The 22,379-nt window shown below is 47.0% G+C and carries 17 protein-coding genes and 2 pseudogenes; 9 read left to right on the forward strand and 10 right to left on the reverse strand.

All coding sequences use genetic code 11. The annotated features are described in order from the left end of the window. Positions 1–258: 258 nt before the first annotated feature. The 4 genes from A1OO_RS06770 (at position 259) to A1OO_RS06785 (ending at position 4,158) form a co-directional block, all read left to right on the forward strand. Positions 259–1,023, forward strand: coding sequence for a DeoR/GlpR family DNA-binding transcription regulator (locus tag A1OO_RS06770; protein WP_016960919.1), 765 nt, complete (start codon positions 259–261; stop codon positions 1,021–1,023). Positions 1,024–1,035: 12 nt separating this feature from the next. Beyond that, positions 1,036–2,871 (forward strand): glutamine--fructose-6-phosphate transaminase (isomerizing), encoded by a 1,836-nt coding sequence (gene glmS, locus A1OO_RS06775; protein ID WP_016960920.1) that lies wholly within the window; start codon positions 1,036–1,038, stop codon positions 2,869–2,871. Positions 2,872–3,184: 313 nt separating this feature from the next. Next, positions 3,185–3,556, forward strand: a complete 372-nt coding sequence (locus A1OO_RS06780) for a helix-turn-helix transcriptional regulator (protein ID WP_016960921.1) — start codon at positions 3,185–3,187, stop codon at positions 3,554–3,556. A 230-nt stretch (positions 3,557–3,786) separates the two neighbouring features. After that, a complete protein-coding gene (locus tag A1OO_RS06785; RefSeq protein WP_016960922.1) occupies positions 3,787–4,158 on the forward strand; it encodes a helix-turn-helix domain-containing protein in 372 nt (123 codons plus the stop codon). A 75-nt stretch (positions 4,159–4,233) separates the two neighbouring features. On the opposite strand, the gene ilvA is transcribed toward A1OO_RS06785, so the two are convergent. From ilvA to ilvG, 5 genes are read right to left on the reverse strand one after another with little or no spacing between them, the layout of a single operon-like run. Continuing rightward, positions 4,234–5,793, reverse strand: a complete 1,560-nt coding sequence (ilvA, locus tag A1OO_RS06790) for a threonine ammonia-lyase, biosynthetic (RefSeq protein ID WP_017005294.1) — start codon at positions 5,791–5,793, stop codon at positions 4,234–4,236. A gap of 2 nt (positions 5,794–5,795) precedes the next feature. Further along, the gene (gene ilvD, locus A1OO_RS06795) at positions 5,796–7,637 is read right to left on the reverse strand and encodes a dihydroxy-acid dehydratase (protein ID WP_017005295.1); all 1,842 of its coding nucleotides are present in this window, start codon (positions 7,635–7,637) and stop codon (positions 5,796–5,798) included. 21 nt (positions 7,638–7,658) lie between these two features. Beyond that, positions 7,659–8,594: a branched-chain amino acid transaminase gene (locus A1OO_RS06800; protein WP_016960925.1), complete on the reverse strand. Its 936-nt coding sequence runs from the start codon at positions 8,592–8,594 to the stop codon at positions 7,659–7,661. A 34-nt stretch (positions 8,595–8,628) separates the two neighbouring features. Next, the gene (ilvM, locus tag A1OO_RS06805; protein WP_017005296.1) at positions 8,629–8,868 is read right to left on the reverse strand and encodes an acetolactate synthase 2 small subunit; all 240 of its coding nucleotides are present in this window, start codon (positions 8,866–8,868) and stop codon (positions 8,629–8,631) included. Then, positions 8,865–10,511 (reverse strand): acetolactate synthase 2 catalytic subunit, encoded by a 1,647-nt coding sequence (gene ilvG, locus A1OO_RS06810; RefSeq protein WP_017005297.1) that lies wholly within the window; start codon positions 10,509–10,511, stop codon positions 8,865–8,867. The genes ilvM and ilvG overlap by 4 nt, the downstream gene beginning before the upstream one ends. Before the next feature lie 459 nt (positions 10,512–10,970). On the opposite strand from ilvG, the pseudogene A1OO_RS06815 reads away from it, so the two are divergent. Further along, positions 10,971–11,618, forward strand: a pseudogene (locus A1OO_RS06815) (magnesium chelatase domain-containing protein); the annotation flags it as partial. A gap of 284 nt (positions 11,619–11,902) precedes the next feature. Here A1OO_RS06815 and A1OO_RS06820 read toward each other — a convergent pair. After that, a complete protein-coding gene (locus tag A1OO_RS06820) occupies positions 11,903–12,745 on the reverse strand; it encodes a DUF3800 domain-containing protein (protein WP_017005299.1) in 843 nt (280 codons plus the stop codon). Between the two features lie 358 nt (positions 12,746–13,103). Here A1OO_RS06820 and A1OO_RS06825 point away from each other — a divergent pair, with 358 nt between their 5' ends. After that, the gene (locus tag A1OO_RS06825; RefSeq protein WP_017005300.1) at positions 13,104–13,658 is read left to right on the forward strand and encodes a recombinase family protein; all 555 of its coding nucleotides are present in this window, start codon (positions 13,104–13,106) and stop codon (positions 13,656–13,658) included. A gap of 7 nt (positions 13,659–13,665) precedes the next feature. Beyond that, positions 13,666–14,625 (forward strand): ParB N-terminal domain-containing protein, encoded by a 960-nt coding sequence (locus A1OO_RS06830; protein ID WP_017005301.1) that lies wholly within the window; start codon positions 13,666–13,668, stop codon positions 14,623–14,625. A 788-nt stretch (positions 14,626–15,413) separates the two neighbouring features. Here A1OO_RS06830 and A1OO_RS06840 read toward each other — a convergent pair. Next, positions 15,414–16,961, reverse strand: coding sequence for a recombinase family protein (locus tag A1OO_RS06840; RefSeq protein WP_017005303.1), 1,548 nt, complete (start codon positions 16,959–16,961; stop codon positions 15,414–15,416). 44 nt (positions 16,962–17,005) lie between these two features. Here A1OO_RS06840 and A1OO_RS06845 point away from each other — a divergent pair. Together A1OO_RS06845 and A1OO_RS06850 are read left to right on the forward strand one after the other, a co-directional pair. Next, positions 17,006–17,890 (forward strand): annotated as a pseudogene (locus A1OO_RS06845) (YifB family Mg chelatase-like AAA ATPase); the annotation flags it as partial. A gap of 46 nt (positions 17,891–17,936) precedes the next feature. Continuing rightward, positions 17,937–18,920: an acyltransferase gene (locus A1OO_RS06850; RefSeq protein WP_017005305.1), complete on the forward strand. Its 984-nt coding sequence runs from the start codon at positions 17,937–17,939 to the stop codon at positions 18,918–18,920. A 69-nt stretch (positions 18,921–18,989) separates the two neighbouring features. Here the strand turns inward: A1OO_RS06850 and A1OO_RS06855 are convergent, their stop codons facing one another. The 3 genes from A1OO_RS06855 to ccoG all read right to left on the reverse strand — a co-directional run bounded on the left by A1OO_RS06855 (position 18,990) and on the right by ccoG (position 22,169). Beyond that, the gene (locus A1OO_RS06855) at positions 18,990–19,592 is read right to left on the reverse strand and encodes a thiol:disulfide interchange protein DsbA/DsbL (RefSeq protein ID WP_016960930.1); all 603 of its coding nucleotides are present in this window, start codon (positions 19,590–19,592) and stop codon (positions 18,990–18,992) included. A gap of 36 nt (positions 19,593–19,628) precedes the next feature. Next, on the reverse strand, positions 19,629–20,615 hold the full coding sequence (locus tag A1OO_RS06860) for a serine/threonine protein kinase (RefSeq protein ID WP_017005306.1): 987 nt from the start codon (positions 20,613–20,615) through the stop codon (positions 19,629–19,631). A gap of 126 nt (positions 20,616–20,741) precedes the next feature. Then, a complete protein-coding gene (ccoG, locus tag A1OO_RS06865; protein WP_017005307.1) occupies positions 20,742–22,169 on the reverse strand; it encodes a cytochrome c oxidase accessory protein CcoG in 1,428 nt (475 codons plus the stop codon). Positions 22,170–22,379: the final 210 nt, after the last annotated feature.

Genomic DNA, 22,379 nt, shown 5'->3' on the forward strand with positions numbered 1-22,379 from the left:
CTGGCGCCGCAAGGTGTGAGAGTTCAAGTCTCTCCTTCCGCACCATATAAAAAGAGCAGGCCTTTAATTAAGCCTGCTCTTTTTTTATATCTATACTTTCCCATTATCTCGCTTTAATTCCTCCCTATGACGCGTTAACTCTTTGTATAATTCTTTTTTGTGCGACTGATCATACCCTTGGTGATATGTCTCGCATTTCATTCTTGATCTTTATTTCAAAAGTCATATTATCTTTCGAAACGAAAGTTTGGTGGTTACATGTCGAAACGTAATACTCAACAACGTCGCCATGCGATTGTTGCCATGCTGAGCGAACAAGGAAAAGTGAGTGTAGACGAGCTTTCATCTTTGTTTGAAACATCAGAGGTCACGATACGCAAAGACCTTGCTGAGCTTGAGAAAAATGGAATTTTGCTTCGTCGATATGGTGGTGCAGTCCCTATTCCTCATGAAATGGTTTCGGAAAATGCTGTAAAAGTTTCAGATCAAAAGTTAGCGATAGCAAAAATGGCGGCAAGTCGAATTCGCGACCATAATCGTATAGTGGTGGACAGTGGTTCGACAACCGCAGCGCTGATCCCTTTGTTAAATCAAAAACGTGGGCTCGTAGTGATGACTAATTCACTGAACGTTGCCCAAGCCATCAAAGAGCTGGAAAACGAGCCGACACTGTTAATGACAGGTGGCACGTGGGACCCGCACTCTGAAGCGTTTCAAGGGCAAGTCGCAGAGCAGGCATTGCGCGCTTATGATTTTGACCAGTTGTTTATTGGTGCTGATGGGATAGACGTCAATCGCGGTACAACGACTTTCAATGAAATAGTTGGTTTGAGCCGCGTCATGTCAGAGGTGTCTCGAGAGGTGGTGGTGTTGATTGAGTCCGATAAAATAGGGCGAAAGATACCAAACCTAGAACTCCCTTGGGATGTCATTACGACTGTTATCACTGACAACAATATAGATACCACCACCAAACAAGCCATTGAAAAGACGGGCACAGAGGTGATCTGCGCCCCTAATTAGACGGGGAAAGTTATGTGTGGAATTGTGGGCGCGGTAGCGCAAAGGGATGTGGCGGAAATACTGGTTGAAGGTTTACGCCGTTTGGAATATCGCGGCTATGACTCGGCCGGCTTGGCTGTCGTTGATGCAGAGCATCAACTTAATCGTCTGCGCCGTTTGGGTAAAGTTCAAATATTGGCTGATGCGCTTGATGCGCAGCCTGTTTTGGGTGGTACTGGTATTGCCCATACACGCTGGGCGACACATGGTGAGCCAAGTGAAGAAAACGCCCACCCGCACATGTCAGGTGAAAATATTGCTGTTGTTCACAATGGCATTATCGAAAACCATGAACCTCTTCGAGAGATCTTAACTCAACGTGGTTACGTGTTTACCTCACAAACAGATACCGAAGTGATCGCTCACCTTGTTCATTGGGAATTGGAGCAAGGCGGTTCGCTATTGGATGCGTTTCAACGCACGGTCGCGCAATTGCATGGTGCCTATGGCACTGTCGTGATGGATAGACGTGATCCAGAGCGCCTTATCGCTGCGCGCTCTGGTAGCCCATTGGTGATTGGGCTGGGTATCGGTGAAAACTTTTTGGCCTCTGATCAGTTGGCACTTTTGAATGTCACTCGTCGTTTTCTATTTTTAGAAGAAGGCGATATCGCTGAAATCACTCGTCGTGCTGTTGATATTTTTGATGTTGAAGGCAATGCGGTTGAACGTACCATTCACGAATCAACCGCAGAGCATGATGCTGCCGATAAAGGGAAGTATCGACACTACATGCAAAAAGAAACCTTTGAGCAGCCCTCGGCTATTATCAACACCTTAGAAGGGCGCATTGATGCAAATTCGGTGCTGGTGGAAAGCTTGGGTCATGGCGCGAAAGAGATCTTACAAAAAGCTGAGCATATCCAAATCATTGCATGTGGTACGTCTTACAATGCTGGAATGGTGGCGCGCTATTGGTTTGAATCCATTGCAGGTGTTAGCTGTGATGTTGAGATTGCCTCAGAGTTTCGCTATCGCAACTTCGTCACGCGTCCAAATAGCGTATTAATCACCCTTTCTCAATCCGGGGAGACAGCAGACACCTTGGCTGCGCTTCGATTGGCGAAAGAACGTGGGTTCATGGCCGCGATGACAGTGTGTAATGTGGCGGGTTCTTCATTGGTGCGAGAATCTGACATTGCCATCATGACTCGCGCGGGAACAGAAATTGGTGTCGCTTCGACAAAAGCCTTTACTACGCAGCTCACAGCGCTACTGATGATGGTAACCGCGCTCGGCAAGGAGAAAGGCACGGTTAGCGCAGAAAAAGAAGCAGAGATTGTTAAATCGCTACACCGACTTCCGGCTCAAATCGAACAGGCACTGACCTTTGACAAACAAATTGAAGCGCTTGCGGAAGATTTTGCTGATAAACACCACGCACTGTTTTTAGGCCGTGGCGAGTTTTATCCTATTGCGATGGAAGCCTCTTTGAAGTTAAAAGAGATTTCCTATATTCATGCGGAGGCCTATGCAGCCGGTGAACTCAAGCACGGACCTTTGGCACTGATTGATGCAGATATGCCCGTTATTGTGATAGCACCAAACAATGAACTGTTAGAAAAGCTCAAATCTAACATTGAAGAGGTGCGAGCCCGTGGCGGTCAATTGTATGTGTTTGCTGATGAATCTGCGGGATTTCAGGAAAGTGATGGCATGACAATCATTCCTATGCCGCATGTTGATGAGGTATGTGCGCCTATTTTCTATACGGTTCCTATGCAGTTGCTGTCGTATCACGTTGCATTGATCAAAGGTACGGACGTTGATCAGCCTCGTAACCTGGCAAAAGCGGTGACCGTTGAGTAAGCGCTGAAGAAATACTAAACAACAAAAACCTCAAAAGGAGCGCAAGCTCCTTCTTTGTCTCCAATATAAGACAAGAAATACATTCGTTGCTATTTGCAACTTGGAAATCGGTCACGATATTTGCATTTTGCAAATCATTTCGCATCTATAACAAGACACCTCGCCTAGAAAGATAAGCACATATATGCACTCCAAACTCAACTAATTGATTTTTATTCTAATTATCAATGTCTGAATAGTTGGCGCGTATTGTGCATATTGTCGATAAAGCAGCAAAAAAACAACCAGAGCTGTAAGTCGTAGGGAGTGAATGATGATCGATTCGAAATCACAAGTAGCAAAACGCATTAAAGAAGCCCGTGAGTGGAAAGGGATTACCCAGGTGAAAATGGCGAAATTGCTTGATGTAGCACGCCAAACCTATTTAGACATTGAGACGGGTAAAACCGAACCGCGTGTTCGCATGTTGTCTGAGATAGCCGAAATCACTGAACGTCCTTTAGTATGGTTCGTTTATGGTGATGCGGATGTTGAATTGCACGACGTGCAGTATAAGCAGGACGTTAATCGCCTTCTGGAGCACTTCTCAAAACTGCCCCACGAAGCAAGAACCGCCATTCTCAATCAGAGCGTTAACATGGCTTCATTCTTGGTTAATTACTCCAAATCTGCGCAAAGAGGTTAAGCACTTACTTACTTGGTAGGCTTTGCCAAGCCTTGCCTGCCAAAATAGGTATTGCACGAAAGCCTTGTCATCTGGCTTAGGCAACGGCGGCCCAGTTTCACAATTCAACGATGCTTTACATGTGAACGCGACTGCGCTGTGCATAATGCAGGATCTAGCAGTAGAGAGTGTGACAGATACAGGTGTAAATCACCTGATGCTGTGACAAAGAGTTGTGGGGCAAGATTGCGATGTTGATTGTCAAATCTCACGTTGCACTGCGCATCAGAGAAGCGCGAGAGTATCGAGAGATCACGCAAGTGGAAATGGCGCAGCATCTTGATGTGGCGCGGCAGACTTATTTAGATATTGAGTCAGGCAAGACTGAACCTAAGGTCTCTTCACTTGCTACGATTGCTGACGTAACAGGCCGTCCGTTAAATTGGTTTCTATACGGCGAAAGTACGCGAAGTGATATCGCGTTTACGCATAGAGATGATCTGAATAATTTACTTTTGTTATTCAATCAGCTCCCTCTTTCGGCGCGTAACCTCGTGATGGATCAGGCTTTGTTACTGGCAGAGTACATGGTGATCATGAAGTCATCGGATAACGATGAATAAAGAAATAAGAAACTAAAAGCCCAGCGAATGCTGGGCTTTTTCTTGTTTGTGAACCTCATTGTTCCTTTGGCTTAATTAGCTATCCTTAGACAAGAAGAAACGGTAAGAGGGGCTTTCTGTCTCGTCCTTCCAGGCATAACCCAATTCTTTGAGATGCGCAGTAAATGAAAGCAAGTCTTTATCTTCTAGCTCGAATCCACATAATACGCGTCCATAGTCAGCACCATGGTTGCGATAATTAAAAATGCTGATATTCCAATGCGTACCCAGCGTATTCAAAAAACGTAGCAGGGCGCCCGGATATTCTGGGAACTCAAAGCTATACAAGCGTTCATTCATCACCTTGGTTGGGCGTCCGCCAATCATATAGCGAATATGCACTTTCGCCATTTCATCGTCAGACAAATCCTGCACGGGATAGCCACCTTTTTGTAGGTCGGAGATGATGCTATCGAGTTCTTCCTGACCATTCGTTAAGCGCACACCGACAAAGATATTTGCCAATGCATCGTCGCTATAGCGGTAATTAAATTCAGTCACTGCACGACCCCCCAAGATTTTACAAAAATCGAGGAAAGCGCCTGTGCGTTCAGGAATCGTCACCGCCAGCAAGCCTTCACGCTTCTCACCTAGCTCGGCACGTTCGGACACATAACGTAATGTGTGGAAATTCAAGTTGGCGCCAGACAAGATAGACGCCATGTTTTTTCCTTTCAGCTGATGCTGCTCGGTATAGCGCTTAAGCCCAGCCAAAGACAATGCCCCTGAAGGCTCAGAGATGGCACGGGTATCTTCGAAAATGTCTTTCATTGCTGCGCAGATTTCATCGCTAGACACCGTGATGACATCATCGAGATGTTGCTGACAGACTCGGAACGTTTCATCACCAATGCGTTTCACTGCGACGCCATCGGCAAACGTGCCAACATTGTCGAGTGTCACTGGCTCACCCGCATCCATCGCGGCTTTCAGGCAGGCAGAGTCTTCTGCTTCTACGCCGATGACTTTGATATGTGGCATGAGCTGCTTAACGATCACCGCCACACCTGCTGCGATACCGCCCCCGCCGACAGGCAAGAAAATATAATCAAGATGCCCGTTTTGCTGAAGTAACTCCAAACCGATGGTACCTTGCCCTGCAATGATGGCGGGGTGGTCAAACGGCGCAACAAAGGTGTAGCCGTGCTCATTGGCAAGCTCTATGGCTTTTATTTTGGCTTCATCAAAGTTATTTCCGTGCAGCACAACGTTACCGCCAAAACTACGAACGCCAGCGACTTTGATGTCGGGGGTGGTGCGTGGCATGACGATGGTGGCGTTGATCCCTAGTTTGTGGCCTGACATGGCTACGCCTTGTGCATGATTACCGGCAGAGGCAGCAATCACCCCAGCTTTTTTCTGTGCATCAGACAGCTGCGCCATCATGTTGTAGGCACCGCGCAATTTAAACGAATGTACCGGTTGACGGTCTTCGCGCTTTAACTGGATGTGATTATCCAGACGCTTTGAAATGCGTGGCATGTTCTGAAGTGGGCTAACGATAGCCACTTCATAAATGGGCGCACGCAAAATATCGCGAAGATACTCAGCATTACTCAGTGGAACGGGTACATGGGATTGGCGGGCCTGCGTCATGATTAATCCTCCAGCTTGCTTTTGTCTCGTACAGCGCCTTTGTCGGCGCTGGTTGCCAAGCTGGCATACGCTTTTAGGGCAAGGGACACGACGCGCTCACGTGACACGGGCTTCCACCCGCGAGCATCTGCGTCAGTGCGGCGCGTGGCAAGTTCCGCATCATCGACTTCGAGAACGATGGAACGGTTAGGGATGTCGATAGCAACGATATCGCCTTGCTGGACCAAACCAATAACACCACCGCTTGCGGCTTCTGGGGATACGTGACCGATAGACAGACCACTGGTGCCACCAGAGAAGCGACCGTCAGTGACCAATGCACACGCTTTTCCTAGCCCCATCGATTTAAGGTAAGTGGTTGGATACAGCATTTCCTGCATACCTGGGCCGCCTTTCGGGCCTTCGTAGCGGATCACTACCACTTCGCCTGCTTTCACTGCGCCAGATAATATGCCGTTCACTGCATCTTCTTGTGCTTCAAACACATGTGCTGGGCCACGGAAAACAAGGTTTTCTTCATCAACACCCGCGGTTTTAACAATACAGCCATCCTGTGCAAGATTGCCGCTCAGTACTGCTAAACCACCTTCTTGGCTGAATGCATTTTCACGGGTACGAATACAACCATTTTCACGGTCATCGTCAAGCGTGTCCCAGCGACAGCTTTGTGAGAAGGCTTTGGTGGTGCGAATACCAGCCGGACCGGCACGGAAGAACGCTTTTACGTCTTCATCTTCGGTAACCATGATGTCGTACTGTGCAATGGTGTCAGCCATGGTTTGACCAAGTACGGTTGGCACATCAGTGTGGAGCAAATTCGCCCGCGCCAATTCGCCAAGGATAGCGATTACACCACCTGCACGGTGAACATCTTCCATGTGGTATTTCGGCGTTGAAGGCGCCACTTTGCAAAGATGTGGAACAAGGCGAGACATGCGATCGATGTCGTCCAAGTCAAAATCTATTTCACCCTCTTGAGCGGCTGCTATCAGGTGAAGCACTGTGTTACTTGAGCCGCCCATGGCGATATCAAGCGCCGTTGCGTTTTCAAATGCTGCTCGGCTAGCAATCGTGCGTGGCAAGGCTGATTCGTCATCTTGTTCGTAGTAACGCTTGGTTAGTTCAACAATGCGTTGGCCAGCCTTAAGGAACAATTGCTCACGGTCAGCGTGTGTTGCCAACATTGAACCATTGCCTGGCTGACTAAGACCTAACGCTTCAGTCAAACAGTTCATGGAGTTAGCAGTGAACATGCCTGAGCAAGAACCACAAGTTGGGCAGGCTGATCGTTCGATCTGCTCGCTTTGCTCATCAGACACTTTCGGATCAGCGCCTTGGATCATCGCATCAACCAGATCCAGCTTTAAGATCTGATCTGATAGCTTGGTTTTACCCGCTTCCATTGGGCCGCCTGAAACAAAGATCACAGGGATATTGATGCGCATCGCTGCCATCAGCATTCCTGGGGTGATTTTGTCACAGTTAGAGATACAGACCATGGCATCCGCGCAGTGCGCATTCACCATGTATTCGACTGAATCGGCAATCAACTCACGTGATGGTAAGCTGTACAGCATGCCGCCGTGGCCCATCGCGATACCATCATCAACGGCGATAGTATTGAATTCTTTAGCGATGCCGCCTGCTTCTTCAATCTCGCGTGCAACCAGTTGGCCCATGTCTTTTAAGTGAACGTGACCCGGTACGAATTGGGTGAATGAGTTCACCACAGCAATGATAGGTTTACCGAAATCTTCATCTTTTACGCCAGTTGCACGCCAAAGGGCGCGTGCTCCGGCCATGTTACGGCCGTGGGTAGTGGTGGCTGAACGATACTTAGGCATTTCCTTGTCCTCTTAAACTACTTATTTGGTTTGTGGGGTGACGGGATCGAGCCACCCCCACTTATCTTCTGTTTGGCCATTAAACAGACCAAAGAATGCGGATTGTACTTGTTCAGTGATTGGGCCGCGTGCACCTTCACCGACAGTGATCTGATCAACGCTGCGTACTGGTACAATTTCTGCGGCGGTGCCTGTCATGAATACTTCATCGGCAAGATAGAGAGCTTCACGGGCAATGTTCTCTTCGCGGACGTCATAGCCCATTTCTCGGGCCAAAATCATGATCGAATCACGAGTAATGCCTGGCAATATAGCGCTGGTGGCGGGCGGTGTTGAAATCACACCATTTCTGATCACAAACAGGTTTTCACCTGCACCTTCAGACAGGTAACCATCGACACTTAATGCAATGCCCTCTGCGTAACCATGACGGCGAGCTTCGCCGCCGACCAATAGGCTAGAGAGGTAGTTACCACCAGCTTTAGCCGCGGTTGGAATGGTGTTTGGCGCAGCACGGTTCCAACTTGAAATCATGGCATCGACACCGTTAGCCAGCGCTTCTTCACCAAGGTACGAACCCCAGCTAAACGCGGCAATGATGATATCCATTTCAGTTTCTGGCGGCGGACACACACCTAAACCCACGTTGCCGATAAAACCTAACGGGCGGATATACGCGGAGTTGAGTTTGTTGGCACGAAGCGTTTCGCGACACGCTTCCATCAGCTCATCAACACTATATGGGATAGGAAAGCGGTATATTTTTGCGCTGTCTTTAAGACGCTGCATGTGCTCGCGGTGGCGGAATACGATGGGACCATTCGGCGTATCGTAGCAACGAATGCCTTCAAATACGGAGGTGCCATAATGCATGGCGTGGGTCAGAACGTGAACCTTGGCATCTTGCCAAGGAATGAGCTCACCGTTTGACCAAATATAATCCGCTGTGTTTGCCATTATTTTAATCCTTTTAGATAACGCATTACTGTTGTTATTGTGGGAGCAGACGTACGTGCGAGACATCCCATAACTTGTCTAATTGGCTTTGAAGATTGGCGATAGGGCGATCGCTCGTGACTTGCAAGGTAATTTCAACCACATTGCAGTCGTCGGTATGATGCATGTCCAAACTGGTGAGGCGAAAACCTCGGTGACGCACAATGCGCAATAAGCGTTCAAGCAATTCGGGCTTGTCATCTGCGCCGATAAGCAGGGTGTGAGATTGACTCATGTTCTCTCCAACATATCCTGGTTGGCGGCGCCAGGCGGAACCAGCGGCCATACGTTCTCTTCCTCTGAGATAGCAACATGTAACAGATAGGCTGTGTCACTTGCTAGCATCGTCTGCAGTGCAGGGATGACTTCGTCTTTTCTGGTAATGGTTTTGCCTGGGATGTTAAAGGCGCTTGCGAGCCTGACAAAATCCGGGTTGTCAGACAGATTGGTCTCACTAAAGCGTTTGTCGAAAAACAGCTCTTGCCACTGACGAACCATCCCCAAACGCTGGTTATCCAGCAGGACCATTTTGACGGGTATATTACGCCGTTTTAGCGTGCCAAGCTCCTGAACGTTCATCATAAACGAACCATCTCCCGAAACTAACACAACCTCATCGTCTGGACGTGCCATTTTGGCGCCCATCGCCGCAGGTAAACCAAACCCCATCGTGCCTAGCCCAGCTGAGGTGAGTAAGTTCTCCGGACGTCGTGGCTGAACGTGCTGCGCTACCCACATTTGGTGTTGGCCAACATCCGTGGCAACCACGGTTGAGTCCGGCATCATGTCAGACAGTTGATTGAGCAGCAGTGGTGCATAAATCGCCTCACCTGGATGATCATAACGCCAACCGAAGTCGGTCATCATCGTGCTAATTGTCGTTTGCCATTCTGATATGTCTGCGGGTTCGCCAAGCTGCGGTAACACCGTGTTGAGTTCACCGCGAAGGGCGACGTTAGCACGGCGCAGTTTATTAAACTCTGCCGCATCGATATCAATATGCACCACGGTTGCATTTGGCGCGAAGGTATCGAGCTTGCCTGTCACTCGGTCGTCAAAACGCGCACCGATAACAATCAGTAAATCTGATTGCTGAACCGCAAGGTTGGCAGCTTTGGTGCCATGCATACCGAGCATACCTAAGTAGTACGGGTAATCTCGATGAACCGATCCCAGCCCCTTCAAGGTGCAAGTGGCTGGGATTTGGCTGTGATTAAGAAATTGGCGCAAGGTGTCCGTAGCATGCGCCAGTTGTACGCCACCGCCGACATACACGATAGGCTGTTTGCTGGCTGCTATCAGCGCATTGGCTTCTTGCAAAGACACGGCAGAGACGTCGGGTGCGAATGGCTTCTTGATTTGTGCCGTCGACATATTGTCAATTTGGCCGAGTTGCACATCTTTAGCGATATCCACCAGCACGGGACCTGGACGACCTTCTTTAGCAACAACAAAGGCTTCCGCCAACGTTTTCGCAAGATCATTGGGGTCGGTAACCAGAAAACTGTGTTTGGTGCAAGCAAGTGACAAACCGAGAACATCAACTTCTTGGAAGGCGTCGGTACCGATAAGAGGGCTAGCAACCTGACCTGTGATAGCAACAATCGGCACGGAGTCCATCATGGCATCGGCAAGGCCAGTGATCAGGTTCGTGGCGCCAGGGCCGGATGTCGCAAGACACACCCCCACACCTCCAGTTGAACGGGCATAACCGATCGCAGCCATGGCGGCACCTTGTTCATGACGACAAAGCACGTGATCAAGACCGCCGTCATAAAGGGCATCGTAGACGGGCATGATTGCTCCACCCGGATAGCCGAAGAGGGTGGTGACACCTTGCTGACGCAAAGCGCTTACGACTAACTGTGCACCTGTCATAGCAATCCCCTCTGACGCTGAGTTTGGGAGATGCAGGCTTGCGCTGCTTTTTGATATGGTTTCATGCCGCTATTTCCTTACGCGTTATTACAACCAGACTTCCAATGTTAAAAAAGCCCCCGAACCTTTCGATGCGGGGGCTGGTTGCGATGTTTGTGTGTTATTTTCTCGCCGTCGCAGCCCCTCGCGGTAGTACCACCACGATAATTGAAATAATAATGACTAGGGCGCGATTGAGTTGATTCATTTTGTGTTTTTTACCGTCATTTGTGTCGGTGATGTATGACTATGTCAACGTTTGTTTGCATACATGTTGTCTGCTCCTAGTGGTATCACAGACGTCCGTCGCATGACAAGTAAAAACTGACCAGTTTTTTCATTTCTCGCATCGTAATGCAGTAATACTATCTCTTTATGCACATAACCAATTGATAGTTAAATAGATAAATATTGAGCATTATGAATCTTGCCATTATTCAAAGCCGAGCCTGTGTGGGTGTCGGCGCACCACAAGTCACTGTTGAAGTGCATATTAGTAACGGTTTACCAGCCTTTAACCTCGTTGGTTTGGCTGAAACCACGGTGAAAGAAGCCCGCGACCGTGTTCGTAGCGCCATTGTTAATTCAGGTTTTGAATTTCCCGCGAGGCGTATCACGGTGAACCTTGCGCCAGCAGATTTACCCAAAGACGGTGGGCGATTCGACTTACCCATCGCGCTAGGGGTTTTGGCAGCTTCTGGGCAGATACCTATGACAACGCTCTCTAAGCACGAATTTGTGGGTGAATTGGCGCTTTCAGGGCAACTGCGTGCGGTAAAAGGCACTTTACCTGCCGCGGTTGTTTGTCGGGAAATGGGAAGAAGCTTAGTTGTACCGGATGATAACGGTGGGCAGGTTGCTTTGGTGGGGCGTGATATCCATTTATCTGCGCCCGATCTAAACACCGTGTGTCGTCATCTTAGCGGGCAAGGCCGCTTGATGCTCAAAGAGCCTGATGATATGGAAGTTGTGCCCCAGGATAATCATCGCTGTTTGCAGGACATTATTGGTCAGCAACAAGGAAAGCGCGCACTGGAGATCTCAGCGGCAGGTTCCCACAACCTTCTTACCTATAGGTACTAATAGACCTATAAATAAAAAATTAGCCTCTACTATGTTGGTAGTCATTGGGAAAATAGAGGTTGAGACTAGCCTAAGCGCTATTAACTAGCTGGAAGAGTTAATATGCCCATAGCTTTAAGTCTTTGATTTATCGAAAGTGATGTCAGGTTTTTTGGCTACATTGTCAATTATGAGTCAATAATGTATTGATTTTCGAGCATAGTTAACTTAAAGTTAAATCAGACCAATTAGGGTCACGCGTCGTCAGGTACGGCGGGACTTAAGCCACTTTATGTGGCTTTTTGTCTTTCTGGGGGGAAGCAATAGTACTTAACTCCCATGGACGATATGTCTTCGACAACACAATCTACGACCTTCTTGTTCTGCATTAACAGCTTATATGGGGGATATTCTGGATTGTACCCTGCCTTAATTAAGGGATAGAGAACGAGATCGGCTATCTGCATGAGCCTACTATCTTTAGTTTGAAATTTTACTTTTTTGCTTACAATGGCACTTATCTCATCACCTCCTATTGGTGAGTATGTCGAACTCCTACCTACATCAAACTCCATTCCTTGAGTTAGCAAGTTATCGTGATAGTTCTGAATCTTCCTATCTTCTTTTGGCCCTGTTTTTTCAACATAAACAATTAGCTTTCGCCCTCCAACGGAACGAACAAATTTAACTGCTCTCTCAATTAATATTTGATAGGCACTTCGACATAGACCCCATTTATCTTGATATACACCATCATAGCGAAGACGATAAGCCTGTCGATCAACTACACAGGCATGTGCAATGATTGGTAATTCACAAATGAATGAGTTTAGAGCATCAATAAATGCTGCTTCCCTGTTTTGGTCTTTAAGCACATCAAAGTGCTTTTTCTTGCATCTGATTTTTGTTGAATGTAAATGATGCTTAAAAGTTCCTTCAGGACATTCAAACCCTTGGCTAACCATCAGTGCTTTGTGGAGTTCTTTTACACGCTCCACCTCCTTCTCCTGAATCAAGAAACCACCCAACGCAAATGCATCAAGGCCATCTCTTCTTTGCGGTTCAATCCTATCTGGACAGGGAGACCCACTATCATCAATGAATAAAAAATAAGTCTCAGGTGCGGCTTTCATGGTTAGTCCTTGTTCTTTTTGTCTCAAATATATTACTAAACACTTCAGCTCTCGTAAACACACTACAAGTCACTTTGTGGGTATTTCTGTGTGTATGTGTAGTATAACTGATAGTTATGCACAGAAATTTCCATTTTCCCTGTGTTTGTTGTGATATGGTCGACTTTTTTTAGACTTCTGTGGATAAGATTATTTTTCCACTTCTGTTAATAGCGAATCTAGATCGATGTACTTGTGCTGGTTAGGTATACCCAAACGAGCACACCCAAAAACCACCAATGCCGTACCCGTAAGACTTGCTTTATAATTATGACCACATTATTATTTGCAGCATCTTAGACCTTTACGGGTACACATAATGGCTCACATTGCCTACCTACGTGTTTCTACAGCGGAACAGAACACAGACCGCCAGCTAGCAGATACGGGACTGTCTTTTGATAAGACGTTCATTGATAAATGCAGTGGTGGAACTGTTACAAGACCAGCCCTAGAAGACCTCAAAACATACATTAGAGAAGGCGATTGTGTTCATGTTCATAGCATTGACCGTTTAGCTCGTAATCTTGTTGATCTGAAAGAGTTGGTTAGCGGCTGGAACAATCAAGGTGTGAACGTCAGGTTTCACAAAGAGAGCCTTTCGTTTAATGCTGGTGGGTCAGACCCAATGTCTGAGCTAATGCTGAATATGCTTGGAGCAGTTGCTCAGTTTGAGTTGTCCATGATTCAAGAGAGACGACAGGAAGGCATTGTGAAAGCTAAAGCCGCTGGTAAATACAAAGGACGACCAACAAATCAGAACAACCACCAGCAAATCAAACAACTTAGAGCAGACGGAGTGTCATTAAGGAAGATTGCCTCTGAAGTGGGAGTGTCCCTCTCAACGGTGCAGCGTGCTCTTGCTGCTGAATAGGTAATGAATGAAACAGTACATTGAAGACAGCTATTTTAGCTATTTAGACCCTAGAGCGTTAACCCTTGACCCAGCAATGCAAGCTAGGGACACAACGCTCATTAGGGATAAGAGACTGAGAGCAGCCCAAGAGATTAAGCAAGCAGCTCAGGATGAAGCAATCCTAGAAGGCCTTCGTAATGGCGTAGGAATAAAACAGCCAATTACTGTATTTGAGGTAGATGATAAAAAGTATGTTGTTGATGGTTTCCATCGAACAGGTGCTTGCCTCGCTTACTTCAAAGAAGAACCTGAATCTGACCTAATGATTCGCTCTCGCATTATCCGCAATAGGACGTATCAAGAGGCTTTTGAAGCCGCACAACAAATGAATCAAGACCATGGTGTAGGTGTTACACCTGAAGAACAGGGACAATCAAAGTTTCGCGCCTTGGTAGTGGCTAACAGGTTTGAGTTATCTGTTTCTGAAATTGTAAAAGAGCTAGGCTGTAGTCGTGGTCAAGCAAACCATGTATCACGAGCACTTAAAGCTTGTAACAAGGCTATCAAAGGGAAAGTAGTAGCTGACTTCTCAAAGCTGACAGATTTCATAGAGCATCTTCAATTCGGTCTTGAATCAAACTACTACCTCCCTAGAAGCATTTGGGATACCCATGGTTTTCCTAAAGTGAGAAGGCTGTCAGATGCTGTTACTGGCAAGGATTTCACACCAAGGGATATGGATAACGAGGAATGGCAAAAACACCAAATTAACAGCGTTGAGGAGCGAATTAACAGGCTACTTAAAGATTACGATGAGGATTTCTTTAGGGAGGGCTTGAGAAAGGCTGTTATTGGTAGCGGTCTTGGTATTTCTGTTTCTAAGCGAAGTAAGTGGCTAGAGCAAGCTGGTTCAGTTGAGGCTGATGAAGTCCCTGAAGACTGGGATCGCACTAAGGTAGATATAATTGAAGATGATGAATTCTAAGCTGTAACGTTTGTGAACCTGTGGGTGTCCTACAAGAACCTCATGGGTTCACTGTTTGCTCAGGGTGTACACATGTGTACAGTGGGAGAACTCAAAGGTGTACACAACAGTGTAGCGATAAGAGGCTGAGAGTCCTTCTCTGTGAGACCTATTAGTCATTGATGTTGTCAGGATGATTATTAGACGCTAGTCACTAAAAAGTAGCGAGAAAATAAAATACGTTTTGTGTATAAGTCACCAGACGATGCAATCGAGATGTTTATCTAGAGGCCTACCTACTCCCCCCCATTCAAGGGGGTAACAACACCGCTGTTTCCTGTTTTAATGGTCTCTTGGAGGGGGGCAATACTAATATCAACGTCAATACCAGCATGCTCTACAGCTAGTCTTAAGCGATTGAGATACCTGACTTCAGTCCTAGTATCGAGTATTAGAACAATGCCAGCTCTTTTCCCTGTCTGTGCGCTGTAATAAACAGACTGCCCTAGTGCTTCAGCCCATTTCCTTCCGAAATCAAACTCTATTGCGTGTGTCTCAGTCAAACAGTCAATACGAGTTCGGTCAGGTAATACGTATTCGACTTTCCCCATACAGTAGCGATTTACATAATCAGCTTCTTTCCAGTCTGCATGCGAAATCGAAGGTATAGCTAACAATAAAAAACACACTACTTCAGGTCGAGTAATAAGCATGGCATCAGTTTGAAAGGATGATAGTCACAAATGGATACCACAATAGATTATTAAAAAATAAGGCTACCAAACTTTTTAGAGAGGCAGCCCTCGAAACTAGCCCCAGCGAGTATCAAAAGTCACTTTGAATCTGACACCAGAATCACTCTCCCATGTATCATCTGATGGTGTGTATCTCAGGTGAATGTTATCGCCGTTTTTGACTTTGATATCTATCCGCTCTTTGCATCGGTGCAACACGACGGTTTCAATGTGTCTCTTGAGGTACTGATGCAATCTCAAACGCTCAGAATCTTCATTGATTTTAGCTGTCACTTCCTCTAAATCTACGTAATCATCTTCAATCACTTTGAGGCTTTGGAGGTCGATTAGCTCCTGCTTGATAGCTTCTACACGCTGCTCGGCTTTCCTAATGGCTGTACTGATGTAAGTGCTAGACCCATTCTCTTCTAAGTCACTAATAAGGTTTGATACTTTCTTTTCGAGTCCTACTAGCTCACCCTCTAACTGCATTTCCTTTGCGTTGTCGTTTGGCTTGTTTGCAAAGGTGGTTAGTAGTTTTTGCAATGCGATAAGTACAACCCATTGAACCGAGTAGTAGCGGTGACCTACATATTTACACCCTGCGCCATGTCTGGCAGTGCCACATACAAGATAATAACCGCCTTTATCTGATGTCCCTTTGTTTACGAATTGGACTGTAGACCCACACTCACAACTAACAAAGCCAGAGAATATATTCTTGGTCTTACCGTTACGGATTGCCCCTGTGCCGCCTTTTCGTCTCGCTTGTGTTGCTGCTTGTGCTCTATGCCAGAGGTCTTTATCAATGATTTGTGGATAGTAGTCCTTCAATATATTGCCTGTAGGAACTCGCTCACCGAGCTTGTTCGTAATGTGAGGAATATACTCACCTAGAACAGAAGTACCGTTTAGTAGCTTTGTGACGTACGAGATATGCCATTGTTTAGCTCTACTGCCTATTGGCTTGATTCCCTCAGTGTTTAAACGTCTGATTAAAGCAACTCGACCATAGCCATCTGCCGATAACATAAACATGTATTTCACGATGGCTGCTTTCATAACGTTCACGGTGATTGCGGTCTTGTCTTCGTTATATTCAAGCCATGCTGGTAAATGAGCACCTAAAGGCTTCTCGTGGGCTATCGCTTGTTTAGCATGCCATGCGTCAGCGAGACGCTTGCTCTTTGATGCTGATTCCTCATGCGCTCTACTCATGATGACAAGTGAGATAATCAGCTTAGTCATATCCAGTTGACCTTTCTTGTAGACCTGATTATCCATGAGAGTAACAACGTTAATGCCTAGGTCTACGAGTTCCATTAGTAGGCGCATTGATTTCTCAACGGGTTGACGACTCATGCGGTCGAAACTTTCTAGCAGTAGCCAACTGCCCTCCGATATTGCTCCCTCTTTGACCGCATCAATGAAATGGGACAATGCACCCTGTTCACTGTTTCTACCTTTAAAGCCGCTAACGCCTAGGTCTTGGAATGACAGTGGTTGAAGCGCTAGACCATGTTCTTCTGCGTATCTATTAGCGGTCTCTGATTGCCGCTGTAGGCTGCGCCCTTCAATCTGCCCCTTGGTACTGAAACGAATGTAACTGTATGCTTTTTCCATCTACATCTAATGCCTAAAGTACTATGGGTCTATTGTATCCTTAATTGCTTTTTCTCGGACCGCCAGGGACAGGAAAAACCATGCTGGCATCGCGAATGGCCGATTTATTGCCACCCATGAGCGATACAGAAGCATTGGAAACAGCCGCCATCACCTCACTGACTGAGCGTCCATTACACGAAGGCAATTGGCGTCAACGTCCGTTTCGCGCTCCTCACCACTCTAGCTCCATGGCAGCGCTGGTTGGCGGCGGTACAGTACCTAAGCCGGGTGAGATATCCTTAGCGCACAACGGTATTCTATTTCTTGATGAGATGCCCGAGTTTGAGCGCAAAGTCTTAGATTCATTAAGAGAGCCGTTGGAATCTGGCGAAGTAATGATTTCACGCGCGAACAGTAAAACCCGCTTTCCTTCCCGCTTTCAGTTGATAGGAGCGTTAAACCCAAGCCCTACAGGGCATTACGAAGGCCAACTAGCGCGGTCGAATCCACAAGCCACATTGCGGTATCTTAATCGCTTGTCGGGTCCTTTTCTGGATCGCTTTGATCTATCCATCGAAATCCCAGCCCTTCCTCGTGGCACTCTGACGGAAGGCGGCGATCGCGGCGAGCCCACCAGCGTGGTGAAAGCGCGAATCGAAAAAGCGCGAGGGGTGATGCTCTCTCGGGCAGGAAAAGCAAACTGTTTGCTATCAAGCCGCGAGATTGAAACCTATTGCCCGCTATCAAAAGCGGATGCGGATTTTCTTGAAACCGCACTGCATCGACTAGGTTTGTCTATTCGTGCTTACCATCGCATTATCAAAGTGGCGCGCACCATTGCTGATCTGTCTGGTGAGCCGCATATTCAGCGTGGGCATCTCGCCGAGGCGCTGGGCTACCGCTCTATGGATCGTTTACTCAAGCAGTTGACCTCTTTGGCGAGTTAGCCCACCAGAAGTTGATGGGCCTCTGGGTAACTGAATGGTGTTTTTTATGGCTGCGGCGTATGATTACGCCTCAATAAAAAATTCAGTCTACCGTATTGGAATCATCACTTTGCTTTTGCTCCTCAACATGCTTTTTTTCAGCGTCAATACCGCAGTGAGTTCTTTGCTTCTTTGCGTATTAGCGTTAATCAAAATGGCTTTGCCCGTTCCTGTGCTGCAACATGTGCTCACTCGTTTTAGCAATAACATTATGTGGGTATGGGCAACCCTAAATCATAAAATGTTGAACCTGACATCCGGGGTGGAGTGGGACATTCAAGGTGGTGAATCACTGAGTAAAGATGATTGGTATTTGCTGATTTGTAACCACTTAAGTTGGACTGACATCATCGTTGTTTTTTCGGTATTTCGTAACCGTATCCCCATGGCGAAGTTCTTTCTTAAGCAGCAATTGTTGTATGTCCCTTTTCTTGGCATGGCCTGCTGGGCGGTAGATATGCCGTTCATGAAACGATATTCACGTCAGTATTTGCTCAAAAACCCACAAAAACGTGGCAGCGATTTGGCCTCAACACGTAAATCCTGTGAGCGCTTTCGCCAAACGCCGACCACCGTGGTGAACTTCGTTGAAGGTACCCGTTTCACCGAACGGAAGCAGCGCCTCAGCCAATCTCCTTTCAAACACCTTCTGTCGCCAAAGACTGGCGGGATTGCCTATACCCTTAGTGCAATGGGCGATCAATTTGATGCCATTATCAATGTAACGGTGGCCTATCCAGAAAACCGTGAATTGCCGTTCAAAGATTTACTGTCCGGAAAGATGAAGAGAGTCGTCGTGCGTATAGATAGTTTGCCTGTTGATGCCAAGATTAGGGGTGACTACTTTAACGACAAAGCCTTCAAGCACGAATTCCAACAATGGCTGCATCAGCGCTGGCTGGAAAAAGATGACGTGTTAGATGGGATTTACAATGATGAACATCATGCGCAAATTGATACGCGTGAACACCAAGAATCAAATGCGGCTTAAGCTGGGTTGTTCAACACGACATCCAAAACGAAAAAAGGGCCAATCGGCCCTTTTTTGATGTTGTCTGTTTTACTGCGTGAGTAGGAAGTTGACCAACTCAAAGTAATCCTCGGTCGATTTCACGGTTTTTGGCGTCACGTGATATTTACCGTTCACGATAACCGCGGGCACGCCACGCAAGCCTGATGCTTGGAACCCTTTATCAAAACGGTTTGCCATCGCGTTCGCTGCAAAGCTGTTGAAGGTACCATCATATTGCTCGGCATCGACGCCTTCATCGATGAACATTTGGCGCAATTCTTCGTCATTACGTGGTGGTTTTTGCAAAAGGTGTATACGGTTAAAAATCACCGGCATCATTTTGTCTTCCACACCGAGCATGATCGCTGTTGCTTGCGCTTTGCTTAGCGATTTGCCCATATTGCCACCCATAAATGAAACATGGTTTTTGTTGAAGGCAACATTCTCAGGGATCTGCTTTTTCAGTTCTTCCATCAAACCTTGGCTTTTGAAGCAATGCGGGCAGTAGAAAGAAAAGAATTCGGTCACGGTTGGTGACTCAGTCTTTGGTAAATTCAGTACCTGATAATCTTCACCCGCATTAAAGCGTGCTGCGTGTGCCGAAAAGGCCAACATTGTGACTGCCGCAAAGGCTAATAGTTTCTTCAACATAACGTTCTTTCTCCCTGAGTATAATTATTAGTCGTCCTACCAATGAGGCGTCAGTGACAGCACTGGCTCCTCAAGCGCTGCCAATTGTTCTTTAAAGGCGAGGACCTGATTTTCCCAGTATTTTGCCTCACCAAACCAAGGAAATGCACGAGGAAAAGCAGGATCTTGCCAACGTTTTGCCAGCCAAGCCATGTAATGCACCATTCTAAGACCGCGTAAAGGTTCAATAAGTTGCAATTGTTGGTGCGGAAAATCATGAAATTCTGAATAGGCCTCAGCAATGGTATCAAGCTGTGCAATGCGATCATTGCGGTCGCCGTTAAGTAGCATCCAGATATCTTGAACCGCCGGGCCGTTTCGCGCATCGTCGAGATCAACGAACATTGGACCATCTCGCCACAAAATATTACTCGGGTGACAGTCGCCGTGAAGACGAATGGATGGCCAGTTATTTTCCCACTGAGACTCCAATACGCCGATCAGTCTGTCTAGATCAGAAAAAAAGCTGTTTTCTAGGTGCATGGGAATGAAGCTGCTGTTTTCCAATTCGCGGCGCGGCTGGAAAACGTACTCTTCAAGGCCCAGAGTCGGGCGGTGCACGAATGGGTTGCTGGTGCCAACTTGGTGAATGCGGCCAAGGAAGCGACCGACCATTTCTAGTTGATCCCAGTTATCGACTTCAAAAGAACGTCCACCAACACTGGGGAACACCGCAAATCGATAGCCTTCATAGTTAAACAAGGTCGTGCCACCCAGGTTCATTGGCACAGCAACGGGAATGTCCGCATTTTGTAGATCGAGTGCAAATTGGTGTTCTTCGAGGATCTGTTCATCGCTCCAACGTTGTGGGCGATAAATCTTGGTCACTAAGCGGCGACGGTGTTCATCTTGAAATTGATAGACGCGGTTTTCATAGCTGTTGAGTGCCAGCAAACCGGATTCGGGGCGAATACCGACCGATTCTAGCGCATTAAGCAGCATATCTGGGGTCAGTTGTTGGTAGTTAAATTGCGCGTCGCTCATAGGATCACTTGGGTTAGGTGATGATATGTGATGGTATCAGAGAATCTGTGGCGGATGACGATTGTGGTAAAAAATGTGTGGCAGCAAAAAAGGGCGCTATTTAGCGCCCTTTGATGGATGGAAATATCAGAGTTTGCTGATAAATCGACTTTCTGTTTCTACTGACTTTTGGTCATCACCGGATTGTCGCTCAAGCACAAAGGTAATGTTAGCCACGGGCGTGCTGAGTTCGTAAGGGTCAATCGCAAGACTGACGGGTAGCGTAAACACTTCCCCCGCTTTCAGCGTGACTTTTTGTTTGCCATACCATTCGATGCCATCAATACCTGTCACTGACAATGAGTAGGTTTCAGGTTGCTGAGTCTTGTTGAGGATTTTCAATGTGTAGGTATTCTCAATCAAGCCATCACTGTTGGTTCTAAACAGTTCTGTGCGGTCTCGAATAACGTCAAGACGCATCGGCTGCACTTCTGCCAACAAATAGAAAAACAGAGCACACATGGCAATCATGACCACGCCATAACCAATAAGTTTAGGGCGTGCAATATCGATGTCATGACCCTCTAACTTATGCTCTGTGGTGTAGCTGATAAGGCCTTTTGCGTAATTCATCTTTTCCATGGTTTCATCACAAGCATCGATACATGCGCCACAGTTAATGCACTCATATTGCAAACCATCGCGGATATCGATACCCGTCGGGCAGACTTGCACACAAAGGTTACAATCGATGCAATCACCCAGCCCTAGCTCTTTGGGATCTTTTTTACGAGGGCGTGGGCCGCGTTGCTCTCCACGGCTGGAGTCATAGCCAACGATGAAAGTGTCTTTGTCGAACATGGCGGATTGAAAGCGAGCGTACGGGCACATGTGAATACACATGATGGAGCGCATCCAGCCTGCATTGCCGTAGGTACACACACTGAAAAACAGCACCCAGAAGGTTACCCAGAAAGTACTGCTGAAGGTGAAAAATTCAATAAACAACGTTTTGACGGGCACGAAGTAACCCACAAACGTGAGGCCTGTGAGTAGCGCCACTGCAAACCAGCAGATGTGTTTGATCGCTTTTCTTGCTATCAGCGCTTTGGTGGGAGGCAATGAATCTTGCTTGCGGCGTTTGTTGGCCGAGCCTTCCAGTTTTTCTTCAAACCAAATGTAGATAAAAGTCCACACGGTTTGAGGGCATAGATAGCCACACCATACTCGGCCTAAAAAGGTGGTAATAAAGAAGAGGCCAAAGGCGGCTATCATCAGTACAGACGCGAGCAGTGTCAGGTCTTGCGGCCAAAGCGTCGTGCCAAAGAAATTAAATTGCTGGTGGCCAATATCAATCAGAATGGCTTGCCGGTCTCCGTAGGGGATCCATGGTGTGAGTACAAACAACAACAGGAAGAACCACCCCATCTTCTGGCGTAGTTTTTGGTAGATCCCTTTTGCCTCTCGCACATAAATGCGATTGCTTGGATTGAAGCGATCTCCGCTTCCTTTGTGGGTCTTGGGGTTAAATTCTTTTGCGGTGACGTCTTTAACGTCGATTTTATCCTTGCTCATGACACCTGCATTCCTTGGGTCAAACGGGTTTCCCCGACGTATCTGCACGGGTACGTTGCCTGTGCATCATTCGATTAAGGCTTATCTCAATGATAGACCGCAAATTATACCGTAGCTGATGCAGGGATTTCTGTGCGTATGGTGGGAAATTAATCGGCAAGAATGCGGGGGTGGCGTGTAACAGCTGATTGTTTTGAAATAAAAAAGCGA

Source organism: Enterovibrio norvegicus FF-33, assembly GCF_000286835.2.
Lineage (GTDB): Bacteria > Pseudomonadota > Gammaproteobacteria > Enterobacterales > Vibrionaceae > Enterovibrio > Enterovibrio norvegicus_A.